The sequence below is a fragment of the Limisphaera ngatamarikiensis genome (assembly GCF_011044775.1).
In the GTDB taxonomy this organism is placed as follows: Bacteria; Verrucomicrobiota; Verrucomicrobiia; order Limisphaerales; family Limisphaeraceae; genus Limisphaera; species Limisphaera ngatamarikiensis.
This window is the reverse complement of record NZ_JAAKYA010000071.1, coordinates 40,148-52,212: the sequence shown is the minus strand read 5'-3', so window position 1 is coordinate 52,212 and position 12,065 is coordinate 40,148. Positions and strand designations below refer to the sequence as shown.

Annotated in this window: 7 protein-coding genes; 5 read left to right on the top strand and 2 right to left on the bottom strand. The window is 64.3% G+C overall.

The features are described from left to right. The first annotated feature begins 77 nt into the window (after nt 1-77). The 5 genes from G4L39_RS10225 to G4L39_RS10205 all read left to right on the top strand — a co-directional run bounded on the left by G4L39_RS10225 (nt 78) and on the right by G4L39_RS10205 (nt 7,458). On the top strand, nt 78-581 hold the full coding sequence (locus tag G4L39_RS10225) for an RrF2 family transcriptional regulator (protein WP_165107988.1): 504 nt from the start codon (nt 78-80) through the stop codon (nt 579-581). A 65-nt stretch (nt 582-646) separates the two neighbouring features. Further along, nucleotides 647-1,981, top strand: a complete 1,335-nt coding sequence (locus G4L39_RS10220; protein ID WP_165107986.1) for a putative porin — start codon at nt 647-649, stop codon at nt 1,979-1,981. A 6-nt stretch (nt 1,982-1,987) separates the two neighbouring features. Next, on the top strand, nt 1,988-2,905 hold the full coding sequence (locus G4L39_RS10215) for a 4Fe-4S dicluster domain-containing protein (RefSeq protein WP_165107985.1): 918 nt from the start codon (nt 1,988-1,990) through the stop codon (nt 2,903-2,905). A gap of 11 nt (nt 2,906-2,916) precedes the next feature. Beyond that, nucleotides 2,917-4,161, top strand: coding sequence for an NrfD/PsrC family molybdoenzyme membrane anchor subunit (gene nrfD / locus G4L39_RS10210; RefSeq protein WP_165107983.1), 1,245 nt, complete (start codon nt 2,917-2,919; stop codon nt 4,159-4,161). A gap of 9 nt (nt 4,162-4,170) precedes the next feature. Further along, nucleotides 4,171-7,458 carry a molybdopterin-dependent oxidoreductase gene (locus G4L39_RS10205; protein WP_165107982.1) on the top strand — a complete coding sequence of 1,096 codons (3,288 nt, stop codon included), beginning with the start codon at nt 4,171-4,173 and terminating at the stop codon, nt 7,456-7,458. A gap of 2,028 nt (nt 7,459-9,486) precedes the next feature. Here G4L39_RS10205 and G4L39_RS10200 read toward each other — a convergent pair. Beyond that, a complete protein-coding gene (locus G4L39_RS10200) occupies nt 9,487-11,232 on the bottom strand; it encodes a TIGR03790 family protein (RefSeq protein WP_165107981.1) in 1,746 nt (581 codons plus the stop codon). Further along, complete coding sequence (locus tag G4L39_RS10195) at nt 11,213-12,052, bottom strand: MBL fold metallo-hydrolase (protein WP_165107979.1); 840 nt, start codon at nt 12,050-12,052, stop codon at nt 11,213-11,215. Before G4L39_RS10195 ends, G4L39_RS10200 begins: the two co-directional genes overlap by 20 nt. Nucleotides 12,053-12,065: the final 13 nt, after the last annotated feature.

Below are 12,065 nucleotides of genomic sequence, written 5' to 3'. Positions count from 1 at the left end.
CGGACAACCGTGTCTTTTTTGCGGTGACGTTACGAAACCGTGACGTGTCCGGGTCGAAGTTGCCGGACAGACCGATGATGGGCGAAACAGAAAGAACCCGATACGCGATTCATGCCATGCTGTGCGTGGCCCGGCCGAGCTGTGAGGTGCGTCAGGTGGAAGACATCGCCCGTTGCGCAGGCCTGCCGCGGTTCTACACGGCAAAGGTGGTTCGGAAACTGACCCGGGCCGGGTTGCTAAGTTCCCGTCGCGGGCGGGGAGGCGGTTTCGTCCTGACCCGCTCGCCCGACCAGATCACCCTGTTGGAAATCGTCCAGGCCGTCGAAGGTCGCGATTGGTTGCCCTCGTGTTTGCTGGGACTGAACCCCGACGAGTGCATTCGGCTTTGTCCCTCACACGAGCACTGGGCCAGGGCACGAACCGAGATCCTGGCCCTTTTGGGGGATGTGCACCTTTCCGACCTTCTTGAAAAACAGGTCCAGAGTGCATCTCCCCGGCTCCGTGCGGTTTCCCCCGGAGTTTCCCTGAACGTCATTCCAGTCACAGACACACGTCTCAAACCCAAACGGTCCAAAGTATGAAACATCCAGGCACACCACGATTCGGTCAGGGCTGGGTTGCGGTTGCTGTTTGCGCCCTCTTGGCGATGAAGCCGGAGGTTCCGCAGGGCGCCGAGACACGCTCACCCTCTTCAACGGGCGTGTCCGAGGCCGAGGTACTTCTGAACCTTCTCGAACAAAAAGGCCTGATCACCGCTCGGGAAGCCGATCAAACGCGCCAGGAACTGGCCCGGCGACTGGCCGCTGCCGAACCGGCCCGAACTGAAACCAACCGCATCGGGCTGCGCAGCTGGGTCGAGAATCTCGATCTCTACGGCGACCTGCGGCTGCGCTTCGAACACCGCAGTGGCCAGGATGACAGCTCACCCGGTGGGGACCACATGGACCGCAACCGCTGGCGTTACCGTCTCCGGGCGGGGGCGAATCTGGATCTGACCGAGTCGTGGCGTGCAGGGATCCGGATCGAGACGGGCCCGGGCGGCCGCAGCAGCAACGTCACCTTCGGGGACGACAGCGGCCCCTGGGGCAAGGACTCGGACCGGCTCTACCTCGGCCTCTTGTTCATGCAGTGGACACCCTGCGAGTGGGCCACCTTCACCGCCGGCCGGCAGGAAAATCCTTTTGTGACCACCGTGCTGGCGTGGGACCATGACCTGGCACCCGAAGGCCTCAGCCAGTCGTTCCGTTATCGCACCGGCTCGGTGGAATGGTTCGCCACCTTCGGCCAGTTCCTGTACGACGACGCCAACCCGGACAATCCCTTCGGCAACGGTCCCTCGTGGGCGGATGCCTACCTGTTCGGACAACAGCTCGGGATCCGTTGGACACCCCACAAACATTGGAAACTGACCGTGGCGCCCCTGCTGACGTTCTACACCGGTGCGGGCGATTCCTTCCGCACCGACTTCACGGGGCTGACCGCCGCGGGCAGCACCGGCATCAATGACCTTTGCATCCTGGAGACCCCGGTGGAGGTGGCCTGGTCGGGGTGGGTGGTTCCCGTACGCCTGTTCGGCGATTTTGCCGTCAACCTCAGCGGTTCCGAACGCGCCCGCGCCGCCGGCCAACCGGCCCACGACGATGAGATTTACGCGTGGCTTGCGGGTGTGGAATTGGGCTCCGCCCGAAAAAAGGGCGGTTGGAGCCTTCGGGCCCTTTACATGGAATCCGGCCTGTTCGCCCTGGATCCAAACCTTGTGGATTCCGACCTGTTTGACTCCCGCCTGAACCTGCGCGGCGTGGCGTTGCAGGGCAGCTATGCATTGACCGATTTCCTGAGCCTGTCGCTGACCTATGCCCGCGCAGAACGGAAGGAGAAGGCCCTTCCCACCGGGTTCACCGGCGACTTGCGCGATGCCTCGCGCACGGCCTGGCTGGACCAGTACCAACTCTTTCAAGCGGACCTGAATCTGCGATTCTGACGTTCCATGAAGACCCCAACTTCTCCCCCTCCCACGGCTGCCACGGGTGAGGAGCCCGTGGACCGGGCGACCTTCCTGAAGGCGGCGGCGATCCTGACCGCCTCGGCCGCCGCGGGTGCCGCCGCGCTGGTCTCGGCCAAGCGGACCCGCGTCAGCAACGAACCCCGGGGTGCAGAGTCCGTGCGCCAACTGCCGGAACTGTCCACCATCCCGGTGGACAGGAACAGTGATCCCCTGCTGCGCATGCAGCGGGAGCTGGCCCGGGCCATGAGCAAGCCGGTGGAGCAACGCCACTGGATGATGGTGATCGACACCCGCAAATGCGTCGGATGTCACGCCTGCACCATCGCATGCATCGCCGAAAACAAACTTCCCCCGGGCGTGGTGTACCGGCCGGTGGTCACGGAGGAGATGGGAAGGTTCCCCCATGTGGCCATCCGATTCACGCCCCGGCCCTGCATGCAGTGCAACGAACCCCCTTGCACGCCCGTCTGCCCGGTCAAGGCCACCTGGAAACGACCTGATGGCATCGTTGCGATGGACTATGACAAGTGCATCGGGTGCGGCTATTGCATCACGGCCTGTCCTTACAACGCCCGCACCCGCGACCTCGGGGAGTTCTACACAAAAAACACGCCGGCGCTGCAACCCTACGAGCAGCAACCCAGTTTCGAGTACGGCAAAGCCTGGAAACGGGAGGGCCACAAGTCGCCGGTCGGCAACGCACGCAAATGTCAGTTCTGCCTGCACCGGCTCGAAGTGGGCATGCTGCCGGAGTGTGTAACCTCGTGCATCGGGCGTGCCACCTACTTCGGCGATGCCAATGACCCCGAAAGTCTGGTGAGTGAGTTGGCCGCTCGGCCGAACGCCATCCGACTGCTCGAGGAAAAAGGTGCCAAACCCAACGTCGTCTACCTCATCTGAACGGTCCGACCATGAAACCTGTCACACGCATTCTCCTCTGGCTGCTCTGGTTGATCGCGGCAGGCTTGGGTGTGCACGGTTTGCTGACCCGCCTGTTGGACGGCCATATTCATGCCAACTACGGCAGTTACATCGTTTGGGGTCTGTGGGTCGCGGCCTACATTTACTTCGTCGGCCTTTCGGCGGGGTCGTATCTGTTTTCCTCCATGATCTACGTGTTCGGGGTCAGGCGACTGGAAAAAGTCGGGCGCCTGGCATTGTTCACGGCCATCGTGACCCTGGGAATGGGACTGACGTTCGTCTGGTTCGATCTGGGGCAGATGTTTCGGGCCTGGCGCATCTTCACCAGTCCGAATTTCGGCTCCATGATGGCCTACATGGCGTGGCTGTACTCGTTTTACGCGCTGGTCCTGCTGGTGCAATTGTGGCTGGCCATGCGGGCCGACTTTTGCCGCTGGCAGAGCGAACCCGGGTTCCGGGGCCGCGTGGGACGATGGCTGGCCTTCCAGAAGGGACCGCTCTCGGCCGAGGAGGAGGCCCGGTGTCGCCACTGGCTGAAAGTGTTGGCCATCGTGGGCGTGCCCCTGGCCGTGGCGTTCAGCGGCGGCGTCGGTGCCCTGTTCGGCACCCTGTCGGCCCGCCCCTTCTGGCATACGCCCCTGATGCCCATCCTGTTCCTCACCGGTGCCCTGATTTCCGGCGGAGCCCTCATGGCGTTCGTGGTCGCCGCCTTCTATCCCCACCGGGACGAGGAGTACCGCCAGATGACCCGGTACATCGGGCGGGCAGTGCTCGGCCTTTTGGTGCTCGGCATTGTGATCGAGTGGGCGGAGTTCTCCGTGCCCATGTGGTACGGGGTCGGTCATGAGTATGAACTGCTCATGCGCGTTTTGTTTGGCCCGTTCTGGTGGGTCTTCTGGATCGTGCACGTGGTCCTGGGCTGCGTGATCCCCGGCCTCTTGTTGACCTTCCGCGGCGACCGACCGCGCGCCGTGGGGTGGGCGGGTTTTCTGGTGGCCCTGACCTTCATGGCGGTGCGTCTGAACATCGTGATTCCGGGCCTGCTGGATCCTCACCTGCAGGGCCTCCAAGACGCCTTCACCGACCGCCGGCTGGTTTTCTGGTATGTCCCCAGCTTCTTCGAGTGGCAGGTGGTGTTCTTTGTCGTCGCCATGGGTTGTGCCCTGTTTTATCTGGGTTACCGCTTCCTGCCCCTGCTGCCGAAGGAGCCATCGGTTCAACCCTCTTCCACGTGAGCACCAGCCATGAAACGTCATCCTGTCCACGGTTCGGAAGGTCTGTCACGCCGCACGTTTCTGGAACGGTCGGGCGCCCTGCTGGGCGGATCTCTCCTGACCCGGGCCATGAACGCGAACGCCGCCGAGGGGCGGATTCTCATCAGCAGCCGACCGGATGCCCCGTATGAGCTGGCCAGACCGGAAAACTGTCTCTACTCGGTCTGCCTGAACTGCAACACGGGGTGCGGAATCAAGGTGAAGATCCAAAACGGTGTGGTCACCAAGATTGACGGCAATCCGTACAACCCCTGGACCCTGTTCCCGCATCTGCCCGGGTCGGCCTCGCCCTTCGACGCGGTCTATGTGGACGGCAGCATCTGTCCCAAAGGCCAGGCCGGACTGCAAACCGCTTACGATCCGTATCGCATCCGCAAGGTCCTCAAACGAGCCGGCAAACGGGGTGAAAACCGGTGGATCACCATTGACTTTGATCAGGCCATCCGCGAGATCGTCGAGGGCGGCAAACTCTTTGCGCACGTCCCCGGCGAGGAAAACCGCGAGGTCGAGGGGCTGCGTTCGCTCCTGGCCCTGCGCGATCCGAAGGTGGCCGCGGCCATGGCCTCCGACATCGCGGCGCTCTGGAAGGAAAAGGATCCGCGGAACAAGGCCGAGCTGATGGCCCGCTTCAAACAAAAATACGCCGCTCATTTGAACGCGTTGATCGATCCCGACCACCCCGATCTGGGACCGCGCAACAATCAGTTTGTCATCGCCTGGGGACGGCTCAAGGGCGGTCGCGCCGATTTCATCAGGCGATTCGGCTCGGCTTTCGGCACCCTCAACCTCCACGGCCATACCACCGTCTGCCAGGGCTCGCTCTATTTCGCCTGCAAAGCCATGAGCGAGCAGTACCGTAACGGGGGATTTGACGGCGGCCAGAAATTCTATTGGCAGGCCGACACCGAGAACGCCGAGTTCATCCTTTACGTGGGGGCCAATGTGTTCGAGGGAAATTACGGCCCGCCCAACCAGACCGTGCGGCTCACCGAGAACATCGTCCAGGGCCGGACCCGCATCGCCGTGGTGGACCCGCGTTTTTCCAAGCTGGCCAGCAAGGCGTGGAAATGGTTGCCGATCAAACCCGGGACGGATGGGGCCCTGGCCATGGCTTTCCTGCGCTGGCTCTTCGAACACGGGGCCTACGACGCCCGCTTCCTGTCCGCCGCCAACAAAGCCGCCGCCACCGCCGCCGGCGAAACCACGTGGACCAACGCCACCTGGCTGGTCGAAATCCACGACGGGCGGCCCGGGGCCTTCGCACGCGCGGCCGACCACGGACTGGCCCGGCCCGAAAAACGCACCGTCCAAACCGGCAAAGGCCCCACGGAATACGAGGAGAAGTTCTTCCTTGTGCGTCAGGGTGACCGTTTTGTGCCGTTTGACCCGAACGATGTCTCCCAACCCGTAGTGGGCGACCTGTTCGTGGACGCCGCCCTTCCGGACGGGACCCGGGTCAAATCGGCCCTCCAGATCATACGGGAGGAAGCCTTCAGGCACTCTTTTGAAGAGTGGTGCGCGATTTGTGAGCTGGCCCCTCACGATGTGGAGGCAGTGGTCGCCGAGCTGGCGCGACATGGCAAGCGTGCCGCGGTGGATCTTCACCGGGGGGTGTCGCAGCACACCAACGGCTTCTACAACGTACTGGCCTGGTACACGGTCAACGCCCTGCTCGGCAACTTCGACTGGCAGGGCGGCATGTCCGCTCCCAAGACCTATCCGTATAACGGTAGCCAGGGTGGTCCGTACAATCTGACTTACACCCCCGGAGCCATCCCCACCTTCGGCATCAGCATCATCCGCCACGAGGTCGCTTACGAAGAAACCACCCTGTTCGAGGGTTATCCGGCCCGTCGCAACTGGTACCCCCTGTCCAGCGACATCTACCAGGAAATCATTCCAAGCATCGGTGATGCCTATCCCTATCCGGTCAAGGTGCTGCTGATGTACATGGGAGCACCCACCTACGCCCTGCCGGCCGGTCACACCAACATCGAGATCCTGCAGGACGTCAACAAGCTGCCACTGTTCATCGCCAGCGACATCCTCATCGGCACCACCTCCATGTATGCCGACTACATCTTTCCGGACCTCAGCTACCTGGAACGGTGGGAGTTTCACGGGTCGCATCCGAACATCAACCTGAGCGTGCAGCCCGTGCGACAGCCCGTGATGAGCCCGGTGCCCGAAACCTGCCGGGTTTACGGCCAGGAAATGCCCATCTGCCTCGAATCCCTGCTCATGGCCCTGGCGGAAAAGCTCGCACTGCCGGCCTTCGGCCCGGACGCACTGGGCCCCGGAGAGCCCCTGACTCACTACGACCATTTTTACCTCAAGGCAGTCGCCAACCTTGCCGCCGGGACGCGGCCGGACGGCTCGGAAGCCGTCCCGGACGCGGACGCACGCGAGCTGGAGCTCTTCCTGACCGCCCGTCGTCACCTGCCCCGCTGCGTGTTTGATCCGGACCGGTGGCGCGCAGCCGCAGGGGAACGTTGGTGGGCCAAGGTGGTGCACGTCCTCAACCGTGGCGGCAGGTTCCAGGACGCAGCTGCCATGAAAAAAGCCGCACCGCGTCTGCCCAATCCCTACGGCAAGCTCCTCTGTCTCTACCAGGAGAAAACCGCCAAGTACCGACACAGCGCCACGGGCCAACCCTACATCGCCCATGCTGCCTATGTACCGCTGGCCGACTACCAGGGCCGGCCCCTCGATGGCTTGCGCCAGGGTTACGACCTCCAGCTCATCACCCATCGCGTCATCAACGCCACCAAGAGCCGGACCATCAGCAATTACTGGCTTCACCCCCTCATGCCGGAGAACACCGTGCTCATCAACCCACGAGATGCCCACCGGCTCGGTCTCCGGGACGGCGATGCCGTCAAGGTGGTGAGCGCCACCAACCCTGACGGGGTGTGGCCGGTCGCCCCCGGCCTCCGCAAACCCATGATCGGCCGGGTTCAACTGACCGAAACCATCCGGCCGGGCGTCATCAGTTTCGCGCTGGGCTGGGGACATTGGGCCACGGGCGCCGCGGATGTGGTCATTGACGGCCACCGCGTGCCGGGCGATCCGCGCCGGGCCACGGGCATCCACGCCAATGCGGCCATGTGGACCGATCCGACCCTCAAAAACACCTGCCTGCTCGACCCTGTGGGGGGCAGCGTCAGTTTCTACGACACCGTGGTTCGTCTGGAAAAAATGCCACCGGGTACGCTCCCACCTCTGCGCGGTCGGCTGTTGCGTGAAGCCCACGCATGAGCCGGAGCCCGCAACCCTGTCGGGTCTTCAAACTTCACATTTCGAAAGGCGGTGCCAGCGAGGCGGACCCTTGAAAAACGAGGTCGAGGGCGCCACCCGCCCTGTCCGCCCGGGGATCCATTCCCGCTGACGAACGCCTTTACGCGCATGGCCCCAACCTCTCTCAAAGCTGCAGCCACAGTGAAATTCAACGCTCTCGCACCCTCGGATCGCCCGTGAAACCGCAAGACCTTGCCTGCAGTCCCAAGAGCGGGGGCGGCCCGTGCCAAACCACCTTCTCACAAGCCTGCTTCCAAGGGTGCCCGCAAGGTCTGCAAGGGGCGGCTGGCATCCCTGGATGCCAACACACCCGTGCATCCGGCCGGCCCGGAAGCTTTTCGGAGGTCTTGCCCCATGCCGCCCGACGGCTGCGGGATTCCCGGCCGCCGGAACGGTCGTTTCGATGGAATACGACGCACCGTCCGCTGCGCTGCGGCACCGCTCGAGGGTGCGCGAAAGGTTTGGTGGATCGTTGGCCGGAGCGGGAGGCGCACTTTGGGTCAGAAGAAGTTATCCACACCGGGCCGGCGCGGAACAGACGGGCTCGGTGAATAACTTGCCCTCGGCCGAATCCGCCACTGGCCTGCAACAGGTTGGCCGGCTTTCTGATCTTCGGGTCCCATGCGGCTGGTGAATAACCCGGTGAACAACTTTCCGTGGGCGGTTCGGCCCAACGGGCGTACTGTAGCAGTGGGTTCATTGAAAGAACAAAGGTGATCCATGACCCACTGCGGTGGGTCAGGGTCGCCTTGAGGATAATCCCGGGTCACCGGGGAAAGGTCGTCTCCGGCTGGTGGAGGCGGCCCCTCGAATGCACGTGCACGGGCCGAGGTCCGCGTGGGTGCATCCGAGGCAGGATTCACCGGCTCCTCCGGCAGGGTCGCACCTGTCGGTAGTGCGAACTTGGAGTCGGCGGCCAGGGGTGCACCGGAAGGCGCCCCGAGCCGAGTGAAGTAGTCCGGGTGATTCCGGCCCCGGATGAATCGCAGTGACCCGCGAGGTCCAAGGTTGCTACTGCGTTCCAGCCGACGCCAGACCGTGAACACCGGCCGCGGGTGCGGTCACGCGTGCAGGTTCCGGAAGGAACCAAACCGCACCGTTACAGCGCCAACAGCGTCTGCGTCGTGGGGTCACAACATCAGCCCTTGCACGGGCTGAACGTGAAGCGGCGGTGGTGCCGGTTGCCATCGCCGGCCCCGGATCCAAAGGCAACCTTGCGAGGGTGGATGAGACCCGTGGGGGTGAGGCACGCAAGTGATCATCACTGTGCCCGTCCCGTAGGAGCCGGTACCCGCACGCCCGTCGTGCAGGGCCGGTTCGGGGTCTCCGGTGCGGTCTGTCACAAGGCCGGCCCATGAGTCCGGAGGCTCAGAAGTCCACCCTCCATCGTTAGCGAACCGCAAGGTTCCAAACCGGCCGTCGCCGTGGGGCCGGACAACCCCTCCGAGGAGGGGCACGGCGTCGGGGAGCCGGCAGCCAAACGGGCGCCCAATGCCGGCAGGGACGAGGGCGTGGCGAGCCCCGATCCGAGAGCTGGCCCCCGTGGGGTCGCAAGATCCCACGGGGACCACATTCTTTGAGCCAGGTGGGGTGAGTTCTCCCTTCTTGTTGCCCGCCCCGCCCGTGCCCGGCGGGCCAGCCGGATTTCCATGGCCTGTAACCGTGTGGCTCTTCGGCCATCGGCATCCGCTCGAGCTCCACACAGACGGACCATGAATGGGATTCCCCCGGGGTTGCCCGTGTCCACTGCCAGGTCCGGCTGAGTTGCATCTGCCCTTGCCGCTTTGGCGTTGCCATCCGGGGCGCTTGGTCGCGCCCCACCAACAGGACAAATTCACAGATTCCTGAGCGTCTCTCGCTGCCCCTTCCACCGGGCTGGTTGTGGACAGGACACAACCGGGCGAGCGCAGGAGTCCGCGGCGTGGCAAGATCTCGGGCAGGGTCCGGCCCGGTACCGCGACCCGGCGATGGACCGCCCACGGCACAAATTCAGAGTGCCTTCGCCGCGGGTGGGTTGGTCCCCTGCGGCAGCGCGGTCTCAAGCATCTGTCGATACTGCCGGGCTTCGTCGGGCTTTTCCAATCGCTCGGCCAGCGCGGCCAGTCGGCGATAGGCAACGGGTTTCTCGATCTGGTCCGGATAGTCGCGCAGCAGGGTGCGCCAGGTTTCGTAGGCGTCGTTCCATTGTTCCAGTTTTTCGAACCGATCGGCCAGGAGGAGCAACAGCCGCAGCCGCTGTTGCGGGGAGGGGTCGAGGGTCAACGCGCGCTGCCACATCAGGGCGGCGGAGTGAGGTTTGCCCTGCAGATCGTAGAGCTCGCCAAGTTTTTCGGTGAGTACGGCGCTCTGGCGGGTGACCGGGCATTGTTCAAGGTAGGTCACCATTTCCGCCACGGGTGTGCCCCGGGCCAGGTTGAGATTGACGAGGCGCAGGTGCGACCATGCGACCAGTGGTGACCCGCGGGACTCCAGGTCTGCATGCAGTGCGCTGGGCGAGCGGCCATAAGGGCGGTAGAGGGGATCGCCGACCACGGTGGTTTGCCAGGACAGGACCGGTTGGCACGCCCAGGCGGCCTCGCCAAAACTGAATCCTTCAAGGACGAATCGGGAAATGAAGATCGTCATGTCGGGTGTGCCGCCCAGGTAGGGTTCATACACCGGTCCCATGGTGATGGTGACCCCGCGCTGGAGCAGGGGACCGACCCAGTAACGGTCGGTGCTGCGCAGGTCGGCGGCTGCGAAGGAGTGGAGGTGATAAGCGAAGGCGCCCGGCATGAACTCGACCCGCGCCCGGGCCAGCGCTCCGCCGATGTTCTCGCCGTACCAGCCGATGTAGAGCCCGACCTGGCTGAGGGGAAAGGAAACCGGAAAGAGCGCTTCGTTGGTGTCCAGGACGGTCGGCAGGCCGAGCAGGCGGGCCATTTCGGCCGCCTGCCGCAGCATCTGTTCGCCGGGCTGCAATCCGGGTTCGACGTTGCCGCGGCAGTCGAAATACGCGCGGCCCCACAACCCGTCCCGTTCAGCCTCGAGGGCCTTGTCCACAAGGGCGCGTGCGATGTCCGGCGCGGGACCGTCAAGCCGGCTCACCAGCAACACGCCGTTGGTGGGGTGCAGCAGTGCGGCATTGGTTACGCCATAGAGCGGGTTCACATACGGCCCCACCAATGGATACCCCCCCACGGCCAGCGGCAGACAGGCCAGCTCGGAATCCACAGCGGCTTCGTTCCGGCGAAGCTCCGGCCGGAGCGACTCGGCCTCGGGCTCGTACAGGCCCGGATCGGGTTTGATCCGCCACGGCACGCCGTAGCAAACCACCGCATAGCGGATCCGGGCCCGGACCACGCCGCGGCGCGGGGTCGAACCTGCGCTGCCGGTGGGGGCGGGCACTTCGCCGACCTCCCACAAGCCCCGGTTGGTCAACGCGACCAGCAGCGGTTGCTGCAACAGGTCGCGGTACTCGGCGCGCGACATTTCCGCTCCGGTGGAAAGTTTGAATCCCAGGACCTGCGAAGGCGGCACCTGCCGGCGTTCGGCATAATGAACGGCCACGGTCCGACTTTCCGGCACGGCGCTGTTGTAAATCACAATGACCTGGTCACCCTCACCGGCATGAAGCCGGGCCAATCCGAAGCCGGCCATCAGGGCCGGGATCAGGCGCTGCCAACCGCGCGTGCGGCTTCCCCGGCGCAGAGGGCCGGTTTTTGCGGGCAGAGCGTCAGGAACGGACGGGTTCATGCGAAGCCATCGGGGTTAACGGGTTGTCCGCAGCCGCCCCCAGCGTAATGCGGAGTCCATCGTAGGCCAGCTCCACACCCGGCGGCAGGTCGGCATTGACGCGGTCGTGGTCGTAATCGTGGGTCAGATGGGTCAGGAGGGTCCGTCCCGCACCGATCCTCCGGGCGGCCGCCAGGGCCTCATCCAAACACATGTGGGTGGGATGGGGCCGAAATCGCAGTGCGTCCAGCATCACCACCTCAACGCCGCGGACCTGTTCGATGACCTCGGCGGGCACGGCGTTGCAATCGTTCAGGTAGGCCAGCCGTTTGCGGCCGCCCTGTTCGAACAGGTACCCGGTGGTGACAAACCGCCCGTGCGGCAGCGGAAGCGGCGTGATCCGCAGGTCGCCCAGAGTGAACGGACCTTCAATCACGTGAGGTTCAGGGATGAAATACCCCTTGGGCCACGGGCCGTCGTGAAATGCGTAGGCATAAACCCGGCGCAAATCGGCCATGGTCGCCGCATCGGCATACACCGGCAGGGCGCGGCCCCCGCGCAGGTCGCAAAACCGCCGGCAATCGTCCAATCCCATGATGTGATCGGCGTGACCGTGCGTGAACAACACGGCGTCCAGCCACCGGATGTTCTCCCGGAGCATCTGGAGCCGGAACTCGGGCGGCGTGTCCACCACCAGCTTGACCTCGGGCGTGGCCACGTAAATGGCCGAACGGGTCCGATGGTTCCTGGGGTTGGCAAGGAACTCCGGCGGATAATCCGCTCCAATGACCGGCACACCCTGGGAAGTGCCGGAACCCAGCACGATCAACTCAAACGTCATCGCTGCATTTTTC

Coding starts and splice junctions, on each gene's coding strand:
- G4L39_RS10215 (WP_165107985.1), top strand. CDS start 1,988: ATGAAGACCCCAACTTCTCCCCCTCCCACGGCTGCCACGGGTGAGGAG.
- G4L39_RS10205 (WP_165107982.1), top strand. CDS start 4,171: ATGAAACGTCATCCTGTCCACGGTTCGGAAGGTCTGTCACGCCGCACG.
- G4L39_RS10225 (WP_165107988.1), top strand. CDS start 78: ATGGGCGAAACAGAAAGAACCCGATACGCGATTCATGCCATGCTGTGC.
- G4L39_RS10195 (WP_165107979.1), bottom strand. CDS start 12,052: ATGACGTTTGAGTTGATCGTGCTGGGTTCCGGCACTTCCCAGGGTGTG.
- G4L39_RS10200 (WP_165107981.1), bottom strand. CDS start 11,232: ATGAACCCGTCCGTTCCTGACGCTCTGCCCGCAAAAACCGGCCCTCTG.
- nrfD (WP_165107983.1), top strand. CDS start 2,917: ATGAAACCTGTCACACGCATTCTCCTCTGGCTGCTCTGGTTGATCGCG.
- G4L39_RS10220 (WP_165107986.1), top strand. CDS start 647: ATGAAGCCGGAGGTTCCGCAGGGCGCCGAGACACGCTCACCCTCTTCA.